Annotated in this window: 16 protein-coding genes; 14 read left to right on the top strand and 2 right to left on the bottom strand. The window is 64.5% G+C overall.

Features of this window, described 5'->3' with window-relative positions; translation table 11 throughout:
* The first annotated feature begins 151 nt into the window (after positions 1-151).
* The 5 genes from rpiA to GDR53_RS02030 all read left to right on the top strand — a co-directional run bounded on the left by rpiA (position 152) and on the right by GDR53_RS02030 (position 6,556).
* Entirely contained in the window at positions 152-853 is a 702-nt protein-coding gene (gene rpiA, locus GDR53_RS02050) for a ribose-5-phosphate isomerase RpiA (protein ID WP_193336459.1), read from the top strand.
* 31 nt (positions 854-884) lie between these two features.
* On the top strand, positions 885-1,397 hold the full coding sequence (locus GDR53_RS02045) for a DUF2059 domain-containing protein (protein WP_193336458.1): 513 nt from the start codon (positions 885-887) through the stop codon (positions 1,395-1,397).
* Between the two features lie 116 nt (positions 1,398-1,513).
* Entirely contained in the window at positions 1,514-2,893 is a 1,380-nt protein-coding gene (gene gorA / locus GDR53_RS02040) for a glutathione-disulfide reductase (RefSeq protein WP_193336457.1), read from the top strand.
* 280 nt (positions 2,894-3,173) lie between these two features.
* Positions 3,174-4,550, top strand: a complete 1,377-nt coding sequence (locus tag GDR53_RS02035) for a class II 3-deoxy-7-phosphoheptulonate synthase (RefSeq protein WP_193336456.1) — start codon at positions 3,174-3,176, stop codon at positions 4,548-4,550.
* Between the two features lie 104 nt (positions 4,551-4,654).
* On the top strand, positions 4,655-6,556 hold the full coding sequence (locus GDR53_RS02030) for a PAS domain-containing sensor histidine kinase (RefSeq protein ID WP_193336455.1): 1,902 nt from the start codon (positions 4,655-4,657) through the stop codon (positions 6,554-6,556).
* On the opposite strand, the gene GDR53_RS02025 is transcribed toward GDR53_RS02030, so the two are convergent.
* Complete coding sequence (locus GDR53_RS02025; RefSeq protein WP_193336454.1) at positions 6,553-6,981, bottom strand: response regulator; 429 nt, start codon at positions 6,979-6,981, stop codon at positions 6,553-6,555. The genes GDR53_RS02030 and GDR53_RS02025 overlap by 4 nt on opposite strands.
* A gap of 207 nt (positions 6,982-7,188) precedes the next feature.
* On the opposite strand from GDR53_RS02025, the gene GDR53_RS02020 reads away from it, so the two are divergent.
* The 3 genes from GDR53_RS02020 to gltX all read left to right on the top strand — a co-directional run bounded on the left by GDR53_RS02020 (position 7,189) and on the right by gltX (position 11,262).
* Positions 7,189-8,145: a hypothetical protein gene (locus tag GDR53_RS02020; RefSeq protein WP_193336453.1), complete on the top strand. Its 957-nt coding sequence runs from the start codon at positions 7,189-7,191 to the stop codon at positions 8,143-8,145.
* Between the two features lie 127 nt (positions 8,146-8,272).
* Entirely contained in the window at positions 8,273-9,940 is a 1,668-nt protein-coding gene (locus tag GDR53_RS02015) for an NAD+ synthase (protein WP_193336452.1), read from the top strand.
* Complete coding sequence (gltX, locus tag GDR53_RS02010; RefSeq protein ID WP_193336451.1) at positions 9,937-11,262, top strand: glutamate--tRNA ligase; 1,326 nt, start codon at positions 9,937-9,939, stop codon at positions 11,260-11,262. The genes GDR53_RS02015 and gltX overlap by 4 nt, the downstream gene beginning before the upstream one ends.
* Here the strand turns inward: gltX and GDR53_RS02005 are convergent.
* Positions 11,207-12,379: a DUF2865 domain-containing protein gene (locus tag GDR53_RS02005; protein WP_193336450.1), complete on the bottom strand. Its 1,173-nt coding sequence runs from the start codon at positions 12,377-12,379 to the stop codon at positions 11,207-11,209. The genes gltX and GDR53_RS02005 overlap by 56 nt on opposite strands.
* A 131-nt stretch (positions 12,380-12,510) precedes the next feature.
* On the opposite strand from GDR53_RS02005, the gene GDR53_RS02000 reads away from it, so the two are divergent.
* The 6 genes from GDR53_RS02000 (at position 12,511) to cimA (ending at position 18,347) form a co-directional block, all read left to right on the top strand.
* Positions 12,511-13,524, top strand: a complete 1,014-nt coding sequence (locus GDR53_RS02000) for a fumarylacetoacetate hydrolase family protein (protein ID WP_193336449.1) — start codon at positions 12,511-12,513, stop codon at positions 13,522-13,524.
* A 79-nt stretch (positions 13,525-13,603) separates the two neighbouring features.
* On the top strand, positions 13,604-14,056 hold the full coding sequence (locus tag GDR53_RS01995; RefSeq protein ID WP_232846702.1) for a c-type cytochrome: 453 nt from the start codon (positions 13,604-13,606) through the stop codon (positions 14,054-14,056).
* Between the two features lie 234 nt (positions 14,057-14,290).
* Entirely contained in the window at positions 14,291-15,751 is a 1,461-nt protein-coding gene (gene cysS, locus GDR53_RS01990; RefSeq protein ID WP_193336448.1) for a cysteine--tRNA ligase, read from the top strand.
* Positions 15,748-16,227 (top strand): GFA family protein, encoded by a 480-nt coding sequence (locus tag GDR53_RS01985; protein ID WP_193336447.1) that lies wholly within the window; start codon positions 15,748-15,750, stop codon positions 16,225-16,227. Before cysS ends, GDR53_RS01985 begins: the two co-directional genes overlap by 4 nt.
* Positions 16,224-16,718, top strand: a complete 495-nt coding sequence (locus GDR53_RS01980; RefSeq protein WP_232846701.1) for a GFA family protein — start codon at positions 16,224-16,226, stop codon at positions 16,716-16,718. The genes GDR53_RS01985 and GDR53_RS01980 overlap by 4 nt, the downstream gene beginning before the upstream one ends.
* A 27-nt stretch (positions 16,719-16,745) precedes the next feature.
* The gene (cimA, locus tag GDR53_RS01975; protein ID WP_193336446.1) at positions 16,746-18,347 is read left to right on the top strand and encodes a citramalate synthase; all 1,602 of its coding nucleotides are present in this window, start codon (positions 16,746-16,748) and stop codon (positions 18,345-18,347) included.
* Positions 18,348-18,476 lie beyond the last annotated feature (129 nt).

Below are 18,476 nucleotides of genomic sequence, written 5' to 3'. Positions count from 1 at the left end.
CCCGCAATTTCGCCGCACTTGCCCAAGCATGGCAAAATTGTGTTGCCAGGTGGTTACAGTTTTCGTTCACCAAGTCGTGATCGTGCGGTGCGGTGCCCATTGACTCCCGCTTTATGCCCTGCAATGGCACCACTTCGGCAGGAGAGGCGTGATGGACATCGAGCAACTCAAGCGGCAGGCGGCCGCCATGGCCCTGACCCAGGTTCGTCCCGGCATGCGCCTGGGCCTGGGCACCGGCTCCACGGCGCGGCACTTCGTCGAGCTGCTCGGCGAGCAGGTCGCGGCCGGTTTTGACTGCCTCTGTGTGCCCACATCCGAGGCGACCGCCCGACAGGCCGCGGCGCTCAATATTCCGCTCTCCGATCTCGACACGCTCGACCGGCTCGACATCACCATTGATGGCGCCGACGAGATCGATACCCACCTCAACCTGATCAAGGGCGGCGGTGGCGCGCTGCTGCGCGAAAAGATCGTCGCCGCAGCCTCCGACGCCATGATCGTCATTGCTGACCATACCAAGCTGGTCGAGACGCTGGGGCGTTTCCCGCTGCCCATCGAGGTCAACCGCTTTGGCCTGGGCGCCACGCGCCGCGCCGTCGCGGCAGTGTGTACTGCCCATGGCTGCGCCGGTGAGCTGCGCCTGCGCCAGACCGCAGCGGGCGACAGCTTCGTCACCGATGGCGGCCATCTCATTCTGGATGCATTTTTTGGCCGCATTTCGCAGCCAGAAGCGCTATCGACCGACTTGCTCGACATCGCCGGCGTTGTGCAGCACGGGCTGTTCCTGAAAATGTGCAAGACGGCTTATGTGGCGGCTCCCGATGGCGTAAGAACGCTCACGAGCGGCAATTGATAAGGGTATCGACAAGATGGGTGGTTCGACAATGACCGGTGTAATGATGCGCCTCAAGGCGCTGGTGGCAGTAACGGCAAGCGTCGCCCTGATGACGCTGTCTGGTTCCGCCACCGCCCAGGAACTGCCGCCCGAGCAGCTGGCTCTGGCCCGCCAGTATATCGATCTCACCGACCGGGCCTCGATCTTCGAGATCACCATGGTCGAGATCGGCATCGGCACCATGCGCCAGATCGTCCAGCAAAACCCCGAACTGAGCGAACAGGCCAACACCACGGTCGGCGAAGTGCTCGAGGAATTCCGCAGCCGCAAGAGTGAGCTGCTCGACCAGTTTGCCCGCGTCTATGCGGCCCGCTTCACCATCGAGGAACTGCAGGAGATCGTCACCTTCTACAGCTCCCCCACTGGCCAGAAGCTGGCTCAGGCCAATACCGAGGTGAATTCCGAACTGCAGACCGTCATGCAGGTTTTCACCAACAATGTGCGCCCCGAATTTTTCGCCAAGGTGCGGGCCAATCTGCGCGCCAAGGGCATCGAGCTCTAGGCTTCTGCCCCCTGCCGGCATCAGTGACCCCGCCTTGTGCGGGGTCTTTTTTTGTGCGATGCGCGACCTATATTCATCGGTGGTTGCCGATGTAACCTCGGCCCCTGGAGCCTCCCATGAGCAATTCTTACGATCTGGTCGTCATCGGCGCGGGCTCGGGCGGCGTGCGGGCGGCGCGCATGGCCGCGACCTATGGCGCCAAAGTTGCCATCGTCGAGGAATTCCGAGTCGGCGGTACCTGCGTCATCCGCGGTTGCGTCCCCAAGAAGCTCTATGTCTATGCCAGCCGCTTCAATGATCTGTTTGACGTCGCCGCCAGTTTCGGCTGGCAGGTCGATGCAAGCTTTGATTGGCCCACTCTGGTGGCCAACAAGGAAAAGGAGATCACCCGGCTCGAGGCCGCCTATGTGGCCAATCTGGAAAAGCCCGGCGTCGAGATCATCCGTGACCGTGCGGTGGTCGCCGGCCCCAACACTGTCCGCCTGCTCGGCCAGGATCGCGAACTGAGCGCGAAATACATCCTCGTCGCCACCGGCGGTCGTCCGTTCGTTCCCGCCATCCCCGGCGCCGAGCTGGGCATTACCTCCAACGAGGCCTTCGATCTGCCGGCGCTGCCGCATTCCATCCTCATTGAGGGCGGCGGCTATATAGCGGTGGAATTTGCCACCATCTTTGCCGGCCTGGGCGTGCACACCACCATCGTCTATCGCGGCGACGCCCTGCTGCGCGGTTTTGACTACGACATGCGCAAGGGTCTCGAAGCCGGCCTCATCGAGCGCGGCATCAAGCTCATCTATCAAAAGACCATTGCTGCCCTGGCGCGTTCCGGCAGCGATATCGACGCCACCTTCAGCGACGGCGTCACCGCGCCCTATGGTGCCGTGATGTTTGCCACCGGCCGCTCGGCCAATGTCGACGGCCTGGGCCTCGAGGCGGCGGGCGTCCGGCTGCAGGCCAATGGCACGGTGGCGGTCGACGCCTTTTCGCAGACCTCGGTGCCCTCGATCTATGCCGTGGGTGATGTCACCGGCCGCGCCGCTTTGACCCCGGTCGCCATTCGCGAGGGCTGGTATTTCGCCGAGACGGTGTTCAACAACAATCCCATGGCGGTCGACCATTCCGAGATCCCTACTGCCGTCTTTGCCGAGCCGGAAATCGGCGTCGTCGGCCTCACCGAGCCCGAAGCGGCCATGCTGGAGGACATCGACGTCTATGTCTCCCGCTTCCGCCCGATGATGAACACGCTCTCCAGCCGCACCGGCCGCATGGTGCTCAAGCTCATCACCCGCAAGGACGGTGGCAAGGTCCTGGGCGTGCATATCCTCGGGCCCGGCGCCGCCGAAATGATCCAGCTGGTAGCCATCGCCACCGGCATGGGCGCCACCAAGGCCGATTTCGACCGTACCATCGCCCTGCACCCCTCGGCCGCCGAAGAACTGGTGACCTTCAAGGCGCCAAGCTACACCTATCGCAACGGCAAGAAGATCGGCGGCTAGCCCCGGGCCCGCCACCGCCCCCGCAGTCAGCAGTCCTCCCCCGCCTGCGGGGGAGGGGGACCGCCAATAGGCGGTGGAGGGGGGAGCCGCTTGCACCATGGTGCCGATCCGCCTAACCACCTTCCCGAACGCCTTGCTCCCCTCTCCACCGCGCTGCGCGTGGTCCCCCTCTCCCGTGAACGGGAGAGGAAGCGGCGTCCCGCCCCGATTATCCTTGTCGCCCGCTGCCAGCCTTGGTATTCCGCCCGCAGCACTCCCAACTGCGTCAGCGAGACCCGATATGACCACCTGGACCCCCGATAGCTGGCGCGCAAAGCCGATTTCCCAGGTGCCGGCCTATCCCGATCAGGCGGCCGTGGTCGAGGCCGAGCGGCAGCTCGCCACCTTCCCGCCGCTGGTCTTTGCCGGCGAGGCGCGCGATCTCAAGGCCCGTCTCGCGGCCGTGTCGCGCGGCGAGGCCTTCCTGCTGCAGGGCGGCGACTGCGCAGAGAGCTTTGCCGAGCACGGCGCCGACCATATCCGTGACTTCTTCCGCGTCTTCCTGCAGATGGCGGTGGTGCTGACCCATGGCGCCTCCAAGCCCGTGGTCAAGGTCGGTCGCGTCGCCGGCCAGTTCGCCAAGCCGCGCTCTTCCGACACCGAAATCATCGATGGCGTCGAACTGCCGAGCTATCGCGGCGACATCATCAACGCCATCGACTTCAACGCGGCCTCGCGCGTTCCCGATCCCGACCGCATGCTGCAGGCCTATCGCCAGTCCGCCGCCACGCTCAACCTGCTGCGCGCCTTTTCCATGGGCGGCTATGCCGAGCTGACCCGCATCCACGAATGGACCGTGGGCTTCATGAAGGGCTCCAACTGGTATCCGCGCTATGAGGAAGTGGCGCGCAAGATCGACGACGCCATCACCTTCATGGGTGCGCTGGGCCTGACCCCGGAAAATACCCCCGCCCTCAAGCAGACCAGCTTCTACACCAGCCACGAGGCGCTCCTGCTCGGCTATGAACAGGCGCTGACGCGGCGCGATTCCATCTCCAATGACTGGTACGCCACCTCAGGCCACATGCTGTGGATCGGCGATCGCACCCGCCAGCCCGACGCTGCCCATGTCGAATATTTCGCCGGCATCAAGAACCCCATCGGCATCAAGTGCGGTCCTTCGCTGTCGAGCGACGATCTGCTGCGCCTGCTCGACCGGCTCAACCCCACCGACGAGGCGGGCCGCATCACCCTGATTTCCCGCTATGGCGCCGACAAGGTCAATGACCACCTGCCGCGGCATATCGAGACGGTGAAGAAGGCAGGGCGCACCGTGGTCTGGTGCTCCGATCCCATGCACGGCAATACCATCAAGGCCTCCACCGGCTACAAGACGCGGCCTTTCGACAAGGTCCTGTCGGAAGTGAAGAGCTTCTTTGAGGTGCACCGCGACATGGGCACCTATGCCGGCGGCGTGCATATCGAAATGACCGGCGACGACGTCACCGAATGCGTCGGCGGCGTTTCAGCGGTCACCGAGGCCTCCCTGTCGGATCGTTACCACACCTATTGTGACCCGCGTCTCAATGCCAGCCAGGCGCTGGAGCTGGCCTTCCTCGTCGCCGAGGAAGTCCATGCCCAGAAGCCGCTGCCGCAGAGCGCTGTCGCCAGCAAATAAAGCCCCGGCGCCGCTGAACGGATCGGCCCGCGCGGCGTTTGAGCAGGAACGTGCGGGCCCGGGTTTCCAGGTGACCTGCTGTCGTTGAGGCCGAGAGAGCGTGCATGCCCAGATCCCTGTTTCCCGCTTCGACCCCCGAGACCCGGGCGCGCCTGCACCAAGACCCGACCCTCAAGCTGCTCAATGACTATGACTGGGCCGCCAATCCGCTTGGCCCGATCAACACTTGGCCCGAAAGCCTCAAGGGCGCCGTCCGGGTCATGATGGCGGCCTCCACGCCCATGGCCATGCTCATCGGCTGGCAGGGCATCCTGGTCTACAATCACGGCTATGCGCGGTTTTCGGGCAACCGCCACCCGGCCATTTTTGGCATGCCCGCTGTTCAGGCCTGGCCCGAGGCTGCCGAGTTCAATGCCGACAAGGTCGACCGCTGCATGCGCGGCGAGACCGTCACCCTCAAGGACCAGGAACTGGTGCTCGATCGCCACGGCCAGCCCGAGACCAGCTGGCTCGATCTGCATTACAGCCCCGTGCTGGATGAGGACGGCCTGCCCATAGCCGGCATTTGCGTGGTCATTGAAACGACCGACCAGATCCTGGCCAAGCGCGCTTTGGCCCGCAGCGAGGAGCGCCTGTCACTGGCCCTGAGCGGCTCGGGCCTGGTGGGCACCTGGGATTGGGACGTTCCGGCAGATACGGTAACGGCCGACGACCGCTTTGCCGATCTGTTCAACCTTGATCCGCTCAAGGCCGGCCTGGGCGTGCCGATCAAGGACTTTCTCGCCGCCATCTATCCCGATGACGCCGTCCGCGTCGGTGAGGAAATTGCCGCATCCATTCGTGACCGCGCCACCTTCCGCTCGGAATATCGCGTCATGAGCCGCGAAGGCATTGTCCGCTGGGTGGCAGCCTCGGGCCGGCCGCGCTTCAACAGCGAGGGCGCGATCCAGCGCTTCCCCGGCGTGCTGGTCGACATCACCGACCAGCGCCGCATCACCGAGGCGCTGGCCGAGAGCGAACTGCGCTTCCGCACCCTGGCCGATGCCATGCCGCAAATGGTGTGGTCGACCCTGCCGGACGGCAATCACGACTATTACAATGCCCGCTGGTACGAGTTCACCGGCGTGCCGGTCGGCTCAACCGATGGCGAAGGCTGGAACGGCATGTTCCACCCCGATGACCAGGAGCGCGCTCATACGGTCTGGCGGCATTCGCTGCAAACCGGCGAGCCCTACGAGATCGAGTATCGTCTGCGCCACCATTCGGGCACCTATCGCTGGACGCTCGGCCTGGCTTTGCCCATGCGCGATGCCGCCGGCGCCATTGTCCGCTGGATCGGCACCTGCACCGATATCCACGCTGCCAAGCTGGCCGCCGCCGAGCGCGAACTGGTGTCCCAGGAACTCAGCCACCGCATCAAGAACATCTTTGCCGTGCTGACCGGCATTGTAGGGCTATCGGCCCGCAGCCGGCCCGAGCTCAAGCCCTTTGCCGATGAACTGCGCCAGCGCATCCATGCCTTGGGCGAGGCGCACGATTTCGTCCGCCCGCACAGCAACGACTCCCTGCCCACCACCAGCCAGACCTCCTTGCGGGCCCTGATCGCGCGGCTGATGCAGCCCTACCAGTCAGCCGAATTTGCCCGCGTGCAGTTCGTCGGCGATGATGCGGTGATCGACGACGGCGCGGCGACGCCGCTGGCTCTGCTGTTTCACGAGCTGGCCACCAATGCCGCCAAATATGGGGCTTTGTCGGTAGGGACGGGGAGTGTCGTCCTGACCGGCACGCGCCATGCGGACGGGCGCTATCACCTGGCCTGGAAGGAAGCGGGCGGTCCGGCAGTGACCGGCGGCAAGACTGGCGGCTTCGGCACGCGCGTCATCGAGCTGAGCGTGCAGGGTCAGCTGCGGGGGCAGCTGGAACGGTTCTGGGATGAGGATGGGTTGCGCGTCGAGATCGACCTGCCGGGTGATGCGCTCACCCGGTCAGCAAAGCTGCAGGGCTAGCCCTGCACCATGTCGAACGTGTCGGACTGGCCGAACAGGCGCAGCCGGCGCGGCGGGGCGGCATCGGCGGCCCGGCGGCGGGCAACGATATAGTTCACAGCGTCGCGCAGGTCCTGGTCGGTGACCGGCTTGGGCAGCACGCCGATCGTACCGGGGACCCCGTCACCCAGCTGGGCCGGATTGGCGGTCATGAACATCACGGTAACGCCATGCGTCTGCGCCAGGATACGGCCGATATTGATGCCGGTGGCGCCATCGCGCAGGTTGAGATCGACGAGGGCAACATCGGCTTGGCTGGCCAGGGCCAGGGCAGAGCGCTGCTCGGCCGCAATCCCTACCGGGATGAAGCCCATTTCCTCGATCACATGTTCGATTTCCGTGGCTACGAAGATCTCGTCCTCAACCACCAATATTCTGCACGTCATGGATAAAACTCTTGGTCACTTTTATCTTCTGGCTAGGGGCAACTCGTCAGCGCCCCACCGGTTGCGGCCTGGATACGCATTTCCGCAATCGTGATCCAGTTTCTGCCCATTGCCTTACCAAATTGCCAATTCGGTTTTAGCGGCGTGTTAACCCTGAACCTGCATAGCTTTTGTCTGTAGCAAGTCACTGTTAGACTGGAGAAAATCATGATGCGCTCCCTCCAAGGCGCCCTTGCAGGCCTGGCCCTGCTGAGTGCGGCGCCGGTCCTGGCAGCCGATTATCCGGACATTCGCCCCGCCTATCCGCATGGCTGGCAGAACCCAGACAGTGACCTGCGCTTCGAATTCGGCACCCGTTACTGGCTGTCCTGGGGTGAGCAGGATGCCAGCTTTACCGGACCGCTGGGCAATGTCGGCGTCTCCACCCGCGACCAGACCCATATCGGCGAGCTGCACGGCAAGATCGAGGATCTCTCGACCCAGACCTATCTGAGCGGCAAGGCCGGCATTGGTCTGTCCACCACCGGCACCTATGCCATCACGCCGTCCGCCTCAGGCGCGATCGGTCGCAATTCCACCATTGGCTATGCCGGCAGCGATTTCGGCTGGCTGCCCGCCGGCGACATGCGCGACGGCGCTGCCTTTGGCGGCTTCATCGGCTACCAGTACTGGAAGGACGCTCCGGACATTGGCTCGGGCCAGGTTGGCGCCACCTTCGACGGCGGCAATCCTACCTCGTTCACCGCCGCCAGGGATAATCTGGACATCCATGCGCTACGCCTGGGCGTCAAGGGCCAGGCCGATTTCGACATGTTCGACCTGCAGGGCGAAGTCGCTGCCATTCCCTATGCCCATGTCTCGGGCACGCTGGGCGGCAGCTCGCCAACCGGCTTCGACTTCGGTGGCAACACCTATCAGGAACGCGCACCCACCACGCTGAGCGGTCGCGGCTATGGCGTCATGGCCGAGGGCCTGGTCGGCTTTCATCCCACCAAGAACCTGACCCTGCGGGTCGGCGGTCGCGCCTGGTATGTCGAAGGCCAGCTTGAGGCTCAATTTTCCTCCCGCACCGGCGGGACCAATGTGTCCACGCTCAGCCTGCCTAGCAATTTCGCGCGCATCTTCCGCTATGGCGCGCTGTTCGAGGCAACCGGTCGCTTCTAGCCCAAGTCGCTGCGCCGGCCGGCCTTGTGCGCTTGCCCTGCATGGGGCGAGCGGATAAGTCTTGCTCGCGTTCCGGCACCAGGTTGTCGCGGCGCCCGAACCCTCTCAGCCAACGGGCAGATTCATCGTGACAGACCGCCTCCGCATTGCGCTCGCCCAGCTCAATCCCAAGGTCGGCGACCTGACGGGCAATCTGGCGCTCGCCCGCGCCGCCCTGGCCGATGCTGTGGCCGCCAAGGCGGACATCCTGATGTTCACCGAGCTGTTCCTCACCGGCTATTTCCCCGACGATCTGCTGTTCAAGCCGCAGTTCATCCGCGACGCCATGCAGGCCGCGCGCGACCTGGCTGCCGACACCGCCGGCACCGATGTGGTGCTGGTCCTGCCCACCGTGTGGTGGGATAAGGTCGGGCTGCACAATGCGGTCATCGTGGCCGAGCAGGGCGCCATAATCGCCACCCGCTTCAAGCGCGAACTGCCCAATTCCGACGTGTTCTACGAAAAGCGCTATTTCACCGCCGGCCCGCTGGCCACCCCGGTGACCATCAAGGGCGTGCCCATCGGCATCCCCATCTGCGAGGATATCTGGCACCCCTCGGTCTGCGAGCACCTGGCCATGCGCGGCGCCGAGATCATGCTCTGCCCCAATGGCTCGCCCTATTGGACCAACAAGCAGCATATCCGCAAGGAACTGGTGCGCGCCCGCGTCGCCGAGGACGACGTGCCCATGCTCTATCTCAACCAGGTCGGCGGCCAGGACGAGATCGTCTTTGACGGCGCCTCCTTTGCCATCGAGCCGGGCAATCGCCTGGTCTTCCAGGGCAAGTCCTTTGCCGAGGATTTCATCGTCTCGGACTGGGTGCGCGGCGACAATGGCTGGACCTGTGCCGATGGCGCAGTGACCGAGCTGACCACCACCGATGAAGCGCCGTGGTTGGCCTGCGTGCTGGGCCTGCGCGACTATGTCCGCAAGAACGGCTTCAAGCAGGTCGTGCTCGGCCTTTCGGGCGGTATCGACAGCGCCGTCGTGGCCGCCATGGCGGTGGATGCCCTGGGCGCCGACAATGTCCACGCCATCATGCTGCCCTATCGCTATACGTCCGAGGCCAGCCTCGTCGACGCCAAGGCCTGTGCGCAAAAGCTCGGCATCCGTTACGACGTGGTCTCCATCGGCAATCCTGTGGACGATGCGCTGGTCGAACTGGCCCCGATCTTCGACAATCGTCCCGCCGACCTGGCCGAGGAAAACATCCAGTCGCGCATGCGCGGCGTCATGCTCATGGCGGTCTCCAACAAGCTGGGCTCCATGCTGCTGACCACCGGCAACAAGAGCGAAATGGGCGTGGGCTACGCCACCATCTATGGCGACATGAATGGCGGCTACAACCCGCTCAAGGACATGTTCAAGATGGAGGTCTATCGCCTGGCCGCCTGGCGCAACAGCCACGTCCCCGGCGATTGCCACGGTCCCTCCGGCGAGGTCATTCCCCAGGCCATTATCGACAAGGCGCCATCGGCCGAACTGCGCCCCGATCAGAAAGACCAGGACAGCCTGCCGCCTTATCCGGTGCTCGACGCCATTCTCAAGGGTGTCGTCGAGGACGAGCTGTCGCTGGCCGAGATCGTCGCCCAGGGTCATGACGCCGCTTTGGTGCAGCGCATCGAACGCCTGATCAATATCGCCGAATACAAGCGCCGCCAGTCCGCGCCTGGCCCCAAGCTCACGCCGAAAGCCTTCGGCATGGGCCGCAAATATCCCATCACCAATGGCTACAAGGATCACACCATCGGATGACCATTGTACGCTGGGCGCCGTCCCCCACCGGCCGCATTCACCTGGGCAATGCCCGTCCGGCTCTGCTCAACTGGTTTTTCGCCAAACGCAGCGGCGGCAAATACATCCTGCGCATGGATGACACCGATCTGGCGCGGTCCACCCGCGACTTTGCCGACGGCATCGAAGTCGATCTGGCCTGGCTGGGCGTCACCCCCGACCTGCTGGTCCGCCAGTCCGAGCGCACCGACCTCTATGACGCCGCGCGTGACCAGCTGATCGCAGATGGCCGCCTCTACCCCTGCTACGAAACCGCCGACGAGCTCGATCGGCGCCGCGCCCGTGCCCGCGCTCTTGGCAAGCCGCCCCTCTACGACCGCGCTGCGCTCAAGCTGACGGACGAGGATCGCGCCAAGCTTGAGGCCGAGGGCCGCAAGCCGCATTGGCGTTTCAAACTCGACGGCAGGCCGGTGCAGTTCGACGACCTGATCAAGGGCCCCCAGACCGTCAATACGGCGTCGATGTCCGATCCCGTGCTGGTGCGCGAGGACGGCTCCTATCTCTACACTTTGCCCTCGGTGGTTGACGATATCGACCTGGCCATCAGCCACGTCATCCGCGGCGAGGACCATGTCTCCAATACCGGCACGCAGATCGAGATCATCGAGGCTTTGGGTGGCACGATTCCCACCTTTGCCCATCACAACCTGCTGACCGACTCCCAAGGGCAGGGCTTTTCCAAGCGCCTGGGCAGCCAGTCCATCGCCGATTTCCGCGACGAGGGCTACGAGCCCCTGGCCATTGCCATCATGGCGGCGATCACCGGCACCAGCCTGCCCATCGAGGCTTATGCCTCGCTCGATGAGATTGCCGAGCGGCTCGATTTTTCCATGATTTCACATGGCCCGGCGCGTTTTGATCCGGTCGAGCTCGACAACCTCAATGCCCGCCTGCTGCACGCCATGAGCTATGCCCAGGCGCTGCCGCGGCTGACCAGCCTGGGCCTTGAAGGCGAAGCCATTTGGCTGTCACTGCGCGACAATCTCACCAAATTCACGGACATGACCGACCTGGCCCGTCTCGTGACCGGCCCGGTCGAGCCGGTCATTGCTGACGAGGACCGCGATTTCCTCAAGCTCGCCAAGGCGCTGCTGCCGGCCGAACCCTGGACCGTGGAGACCTGGGGCGAGTGGACCGGCGCGCTCAAAGGCGCCACCGGCCGCAAGGGCAAGGCACTGTTTCTGCCGCTGCGCCTGGCCCTGACCGGGCGCCACGATGGTCCAGAGCTTAAGTCCCTGCTTCCACTGGTTGGGCGTATGGCGTGTCTGGCCCGACTACCCTGACCACCTTGTCGCCGAACTGCACCAGCCGCAACTGGCTTTCGACCGCCGTCTGATCGGCGGGCCGTGTCACGAGCGTTTCGCCCGGGCCGGCAGGGCGCGGACGGGGCAGGGGGATGTCGAGCAGCGTCGCGGTCTGCAGCGGTGCCACGGCGACCGCCACGGCGGCGGGCACCGGTACGGCGCCACGCGGATCGCGCAGCGGCATGGGAAAGCTCACCCCGGCCACCTCGATCATCGCCCGTGTGCTGCCATCTTCGCGTTCGGCCATGCTGATCGAGCCGTCCGACTGCGGCGCCACCTTGCAGCTGGCGCTCGGGCTGGTGTCGAGCGTGGTGCGATAGGCAAAGGCCGTCGGCAGCGCCGTATAGGGCGCGCCATACTGGTTGCGCATCTGCTCGGGCTCCTGGCCCGGATTGTCATAGAAATAGAGCTCAACCGGCGTGGTCGGGCAGCTCTGCTGGCAGGTCGCCGCATCATTGGCCACGTAGTCGGTCAGCGTCGCGTAGCTGATGGGCCAGAAATAGCCGTCGCTCAGGCGCACGCAGACCGTACGCACCGTCTGGTAGCCCTGATAGCCCCAGTAATCGCCGCCATCGATCATCTGGCCGTTGGAAAAGTCGCCTTCCGAGGTCGTGCCGAAAATGCGGTCGAACAGGTTCTGCCGGTCATTGGTGAAGCCGGCGCTCGAGCCGTTGTCGTCGCCGCAGCCAAAGCGGGCCATTTCCTGCAGGATCGCCTCGCGCTGGCCGGCCACCGCGTTGGCGGTGTCGACCTGCTGGGAGATGCCGGCAGCGACCTCGCGCAGCCGCAACACTTCCCGGCCGATCTGCCGGCACTGGTCGGTCAGCTGCACGCCGGCCTTGGCGGCGTCATTGCAACCATCCCGCACATAGCGGCTTTCCATGCTCTGGACATCGCGCTGCGCCTGCCGCGCCGCCTGTGAATTGCCGCCCATCTGGCGGAAGTCGCCATTGCGGTCGAACTGCTGCAGGGCGCTTTCCAGCCGCGAACACTGCGCCGACTGCGCATAGGCGATCTGGACGTCGAGCATGGTGCACACGGCGGCCAAGGCCAGAAGGACGAGGGCGCGGACGCCGTTGCTGCTGAAAAAAATCATCAAAATCCACTGGCGCCCGGCGCGCCGCAACTGGGCCTTAAGACAACGCTAGGACCCATGGCAACAGTATAGTGACAGCCCCCGCGTCGTGGTAGCGCTGCGCGGACACACCAGCGAGGGAATGCGTCTCCATGAAGCTTGCAACGCTGAAAAACGGTCGCCCGGATGGTCAACTTGTCGTGGTCTCGACCGACATGACCCGTTTCGTCTCGGCCGGCCGCATCGCCCCCAGCCTGCAGGCGGCGCTCGACGACTGGGCCGCGCTGGTGCCCCAGCTGAATGCCCTTGCCGATCAGCTCGAGGCCGGAGCCATTGCCGGCCAAGTCTTTGATCCCTCAATGGCTTTGGCGCCACTGCCGCGCGCCTACCAGTGGATCGACGGCTCGGGCTATCTCAGCCATCTCGAGCGTGTTCGCAGCCTCAAGGGCAGCAAGGACGAGCAATTGCAGTCCACAAGGCCGCTGCTTTACCAAGGCGGCTCTGATTCGCTGTCCGCCCCCATATCCCCCATCCTGGCCACCGATCCCGATCTGGCCGTCGATTTCGAGGCGGAGGTGGCCGTCATTATCGGCGCCGTGCCCATGTCCGCCACCCGCGAGCAGGCCGCCGCGGCGATTCGCCTGGTCACCGTCTGCAACGATGTCTCGCTGCGACGCCTGGTGCTTGATGACCTGCAGAACGGCTTCGGCTTCTTCCATGCCAAGCCCGCCACCGCCTTTGCCCCCATGGTCTGCACCCCCGACAGCCTGGGCGGGGCCTGGCGCGACAACCGCCTGCATCTGCCGGTCCGCGTCGAGGTCAATGGCACCCTGTTCGGCCAGCCCAATGCCGGCACCGACATGCATTTCGATTTCGCTGACCTCATCGTCGAGGCCGCCCGCACCCGCAGCCTGGGGGCCGGCACTATCATCGGCGGCGGCACCGTCTCCAATCGGCACGACGAAAGCCTGCCCATCAAGCGCGACGGCATCGGCTTTGCCTGCATTGCCGAGGCCCGCACCGTCGAAAAGCTCAAATTCGGCCGCGCCCGCACGCCCTTCCTCAAGCCCGATGACGTGGTGCGCATCGGCGCCATGCTCGACGCCCAGTCGGTCTTTGGCGACATCGTCCAGACCGTGGTCATCGCCAGTCCGGCCGGCCGATAACATTACCGTGTGAGCATTGGGGCCGTCACAACCCCATGTAATTGTTGCCCCAATTGCAAGGGCGCAATGGGGGCCGTTTATGTTGCTGAAGAAGATCACTGCGCTGACGCTTGCCGGGTTCATGACACTTGGCGCTGTCGCCAGTTTCGCGCAGGACGCGTTCGTCGCGCCCACCACGCCCGAGGCTGCGGTCGCCGCACGCGAGGTCCTGATGAAGAGCAACGGCGCCACGCTCAAGGCCGCCGGGGCGCTGACCGGCGCTGAAGCCAGCGCGGCCATGCAGACCCTGCTCGACAATTTCACCAATATGGCCGCTGTCTTCCCCGAAGGCTCGATCACCGGCGACAGCAAGGCTTCGCCCGCCATCTGGCAGGACTGGGCTGGCTTCACCGCTATCATCGATACCGGCAAGGCCGCTGCAACGGCTGGCCTGGCCGCAGCCGAAACCGGCGATGCCACCGCCTATGGCGCCGCACTCAAGGCCATTGGCGCCACCTGCGGCACCTGCCATGAGCAGTACCGCCTGAAATAGTTTCCTTCGCCTCCAAAGCGATTGGCGGCCCGGCGGGGCCGCCTTTTTTCTTTCTGCTTGATTTTCCCGGCTGCCGCAGCCAATCATGCAGGCATGAAGACCTCGATCATTCTGATTAACCGCTGCATTATTACCTGCTAACCACTCGTTGGCGGCGCGGTCTTCTTCATCCTGATATCCTGATCCCTGAAGAGCCGTCTGCCAGCGCATTTTCGCATGGCCAGGACGGACCCTATGACCACGCCGCAGCTCAAGCTCTATAATACCTTGACCCGGGAAAAGGTGGACTTTGTCCCCATCGATCCGGCAAACGTGCGCGTCTATGTCTGCGGCCCCACGGTCTATGACTTCGCCCATATCGGCAATGCCCGCCCGGTCATCGTCTTTGACGTGCTGTTCCGCCTGCTGCGCCACCTCTATGGCGCCGAGCACGTCACCTATGTCCGCAACATCACCGACGTCGACGACAAGATCAACGCCCGCGCGCTGCGCGATTTCCCCGATCTGCCGCTCAACGAGGCCATCCGCAAGGTCACCGAAAAGACCGAAACCCAGTTCATCGCCGATGCCCGCGCCCTCGGCTGCCTCGACCCCACGGTCCAGCCGCGCGCCACCGACAATATCGACCAGATGCAGGCGCTGATCGCCAGCCTGGTTCAGCGCGGCCATGCCTATGTCGCAGACGGCGAAGTGCTGTTCGACGTCAAGTCCATGCCCGATTACGGCGCCCTGTCGGGCCGCAATCTCGATGACAACCTGGCCGGCGCCCGCATTGCCGTCGAGGCGCACAAGCGCAACCCCGCCGATTTCGTGCTGTGGAAACAGTCGGCCGATCATGAACCCGGCTGGGACAGCCCCTGGGGCCGGGGTCGCCCCGGCTGGCATATCGAATGCTCGGCCATGAGCGAGCGCTATCTCTGGGACGAAATCCAGGACCGGCTTTCCCCCGCCGCCCACGAGCACCCGCATGCCTTCGACATCCATGGCGGCGGGCTCGATCTCATCTTTCCGCACCACGAAAACGAAATCGCCCAATCCCGCTGCGCCCATGGCACCCACGCCATGGCCAATATCTGGATGCACAACGGCTTCCTGCAGGTCGAAGGCCAGAAAATGTCCAAGAGCCTGGGCAATTTCATCACCATCAACGACCTGCTCGAAACCGAAAAATTCGGCGGCCGCAAATGGCCCGGCGAAGTCCTGCGCCTGGCCATGCTGATGACGCATTACCGCGAGCCCATCGACTTTTCGATCAAGCGGCTGGAAGAGGCGGAAGCCAAACTGCGTGACTGGCAGCGCGCCGCGCAAGGCGCCGCATTGGCCGATAGCGATGGCCCGGATCCCTCAGTCACCCGCGAACTGGCAGACGATCTAGGCTTTCACCGTGCCGGGGTTGCCCTCGATCTGATCGCCAAAAAGGCCAATCGCGACGATGGTGCACCGGCACGGCATTGCCTGGCGGCAACATTGCGTTTCCTCGGCTTTGGCCAGGACACCCTCTTGCTCTCGGATCAGAACGCCGACGAGCCGCCGCACCTGGCCGCCGCAATCGCCGCCCGCCTCGCCGCCCTCAACGGCAAGGACTTCGCCAAGGCTGACGCCATCCGCACCGAGCTGGCCGACCAGGGCATTGCCCTGCTCGACTACAAGGACGAAGCCGGCGCCCGCCAGACCAAGTGGGAGATCAAACGATGACCACCAAAATCGACGCCCATACCGGCGGCTGCCAGTGCGGCGCAGTGCGCTTCCGGGTGACCCGGCTGGGCCGCCCGTCGATATGCCATTGCCGCATGTGCCAGAAGGCCTTTGGCGGTTTCTTCGGCCCGCTGGCCACCGCCCATAACGCCACCTGGACCCGCGGCGCGCCCAAATGGTTCCAGTCCTCCAATGCCGCCCGCCGCGCCTTTTGCGGCGATTGCGGCACGCCGCTGGCCTATGAAACCCGATTCGGCCTCGAACTGGCCATCGGCGCCTTTGACGATCCAGCCGTCGTCGCGCCGCAGATCCAGGTCAACCTCGCCGACAAGCTGCCCTTTTTCGATGGTCTCACCAGCCTGCCGGTCCGGGCCGAGGCCAACGACGAATGGAGCGCCTTCCTGGCCGGCATCCATTCCAATCAGCACCCCGATCACGACACCGATGACTGGCCACCAGCGGAGAACCCTCGATGAATGAAACCCCAAAGACCCTGACCATGAGCGGCGGCTGCCAGTGCGGCGCCGTGCGCTATCACGCCGTATTGCGCCTCGACAGCGCCCATCTCTGCCATTGCCGCATGTGCCAGAAGGCCGTGGGCAATTATTTTGAGGCTCTGGTCGGCGCCGACAATGCCACCCTGGTCTGGACCCGCGGCGCCCCCACCGGCTTCATGAGCTCGCAATCGGTCGAACGCGGCTTCTGCAGCAAATGCGGCACCCCGCTCTACTATCGCGACGTCACCGCCGCCCATACCAGCCTGACCATCGGCTCGCTCGATCACCCTGATCAGGTCCGCCCGCGCGGCCACGAGGGCATCGAGGGCCGCATGCCCTGGTTCGCCGAGCTCGTCGCCGCGCCCGATAACGGCCGCACCGAGGATGGCGACAGCGCCGACTGGGCCGCCGCCATCAAGGCCTCCAGCCACCAGCATCCCGACCACGATACCGATCACTGGCCCGCGTGAGTTCCGACTAAGGTTCGAGTAGATTTCATGACCAAAGAGCGCCTCTATCTTTTCGACACCACCCTGCGCGATGGCGCGCAGACGGCCGGCATCGAGTTCTCGCTCGAGGACAAGATTTCCATCTGCCGCCTGCTCGACGAACTGGGCGTCGACTATATCGAGGGCGGCTATCCCGGCGCCAACCCGGTCGATACCGAATTCTTTGATACGCCCCGCACCCGCCGCGCCATCTTCACCGCCTTCGGCATGACCAAGCGGGCAGGGCGCTCCGCCGCCAATGATCCGGGCGTGCAGGGCCTGCTCAATTCGGCGGCCAGTGCCGTGTGCTTTGTCGCCAAGGCCTGGGACCATCAGGTCACCACGGCGCTGGAAATCCCACTGGAGGACAATCTCGACAATCTGCGTGACAGCGTCGCGGCAGCCGTCGCCGCCGACAAGGAAGCCCTGGTCGATTGCGAGCACTTCTTTGATGGCTTCAAGGCCAATCCCGACTATGCCCTGGCCACCGTGCGCACGGCGCTCGATGCCGGTGCCCGCTGGGTCGTGCTGTGCGACACCAATGGCGGCACCATGCCCAGCGAGATCAGCGACATCGTCACGGCCGTGATGGCCGTCGCGCCGGGCACCCATCTGGGCATCCATGCCCATGATGATACTGGCCAGGCCGTCGCCAATACCCTGGCCGCTGTCGAGGCCGGCGTGCGCCAGATCCAGGGCACGCTCAATGGCATCGGCGAGCGCTGCGGCAATGCCAATCTGATCACCATCATTCCCACGCTGATGCTCAAGCCGGCCTTTGCCACCCGCTTCGAGACGTCCATCAGCGCCGAGAGCCTGGGCCGGCTCACCCAGATCTCGCGCGCCTTCGATGATCGGCTCAACCGGGCGCCGCTGCGCCAGGCGCCCTATGTCGGCGCCTCCGCCTTTGCCACCAAGGCCGGCATCCATGCCTCGGCGCTGCTCAAGGATTTTTCCAGCTACGAGCATGTGCCGCCCGAAAGCGTCGGCAATGAGCGCGCCATCATGGTCAGCCAGCAGGCCGGCAAGTCCAATCTGCTGACCGCCCTGGCGCGGCACGGCATTGTCCTGGCCAAGGATGATGACCGGCTCGAAAAGCTGCTCGCCACCGTCAAGGACCGCGAATCGCGCGGCTATTCCTATGACGGCGCCGACGCTTCCTTTGCAATTCTGGCCCATCGCGTGCTCGGCACGCTGCCCAATTACTTCGATGTCGACACCTATCGGGCCTCCGTCGAGCGCCGCCACAATGCCCAGGGCGACGAGATCACCGTCACAGAGGCGGTGGTCAAGATCCGCGTCGAGGGTGAAGTCCTGATGTCCGTCGCCGAGGGCAATGGCCCCGTCAATGCCCTCGATCTGGCCCTGCGCAAGGATCTTGGCAAGTATTCGTCGCGAATCGAAGATCTCGAACTGGTCGACTTCAAGGTGCGTATTCTGGACGGCGGCACGGGCGCGGTCACCCGTGTGCTGGTGGAAAGTCGCGATGGCAGTGGGGAACGCTGGTACACCATCGGCGTCTCGCCCAATATCATTGATGCTTCCTTTGAAGCTCTGTATGAATCGATCACCTACAAGTTGCTCAAGACTCAAAGCCCTGCGGGCACTTGAGCTCAGCTTGTAAAACCGGACGGCGTTGCCGTCACAACGGTCCGGGAGGACAAACTGGCCGATTCAGCTCCCAAGCTACCCGCTCCCAAGCCAGCCACGCGCAATCCGCTGGCGCTGGCCCTTGGCGCT

Source organism: Devosia beringensis, from assembly GCF_014926585.1.
Classification (GTDB): domain Bacteria; phylum Pseudomonadota; class Alphaproteobacteria; order Rhizobiales; family Devosiaceae; genus Devosia; species Devosia beringensis.
Note: the sequence above shows the minus strand (reverse complement) of the source record. Positions and strands in the feature narration are given on the sequence as shown.

What these genes read in the sequence shown, in the direction of transcription:
- gorA (WP_193336457.1), top strand. Translation starts at nt 1,514, where the DNA reads ATGAGCAATTCTTACGATCTGGTCGTCATCGGCGCGGGCTCGGGCGGC.
- GDR53_RS01985 (WP_193336447.1), top strand. Translation starts at nt 15,748, where the DNA reads ATGACCACCAAAATCGACGCCCATACCGGCGGCTGCCAGTGCGGCGCA.
- GDR53_RS02000 (WP_193336449.1), top strand. Translation starts at nt 12,511, where the DNA reads ATGAAGCTTGCAACGCTGAAAAACGGTCGCCCGGATGGTCAACTTGTC.
- gltX (WP_193336451.1), top strand. Translation starts at nt 9,937, where the DNA reads ATGACCATTGTACGCTGGGCGCCGTCCCCCACCGGCCGCATTCACCTG.
- GDR53_RS02035 (WP_193336456.1), top strand. Translation starts at nt 3,174, where the DNA reads ATGACCACCTGGACCCCCGATAGCTGGCGCGCAAAGCCGATTTCCCAG.
- GDR53_RS02030 (WP_193336455.1), top strand. Translation starts at nt 4,655, where the DNA reads ATGCCCAGATCCCTGTTTCCCGCTTCGACCCCCGAGACCCGGGCGCGC.
- GDR53_RS01995 (WP_232846702.1), top strand. Translation starts at nt 13,604, where the DNA reads ATGTTGCTGAAGAAGATCACTGCGCTGACGCTTGCCGGGTTCATGACA.
- cimA (WP_193336446.1), top strand. Translation starts at nt 16,746, where the DNA reads ATGACCAAAGAGCGCCTCTATCTTTTCGACACCACCCTGCGCGATGGC.
- GDR53_RS02025 (WP_193336454.1), bottom strand. Translation starts at nt 6,981, where the DNA reads ATGACGTGCAGAATATTGGTGGTTGAGGACGAGATCTTCGTAGCCACG.
- rpiA (WP_193336459.1), top strand. Translation starts at nt 152, where the DNA reads ATGGACATCGAGCAACTCAAGCGGCAGGCGGCCGCCATGGCCCTGACC.
- GDR53_RS01980 (WP_232846701.1), top strand. Translation starts at nt 16,224, where the DNA reads ATGAATGAAACCCCAAAGACCCTGACCATGAGCGGCGGCTGCCAGTGC.
- cysS (WP_193336448.1), top strand. Translation starts at nt 14,291, where the DNA reads ATGACCACGCCGCAGCTCAAGCTCTATAATACCTTGACCCGGGAAAAG.
- GDR53_RS02020 (WP_193336453.1), top strand. Translation starts at nt 7,189, where the DNA reads ATGATGCGCTCCCTCCAAGGCGCCCTTGCAGGCCTGGCCCTGCTGAGT.
- GDR53_RS02045 (WP_193336458.1), top strand. Translation starts at nt 885, where the DNA reads ATGACCGGTGTAATGATGCGCCTCAAGGCGCTGGTGGCAGTAACGGCA.
- GDR53_RS02005 (WP_193336450.1), bottom strand. Translation starts at nt 12,379, where the DNA reads ATGATTTTTTTCAGCAGCAACGGCGTCCGCGCCCTCGTCCTTCTGGCC.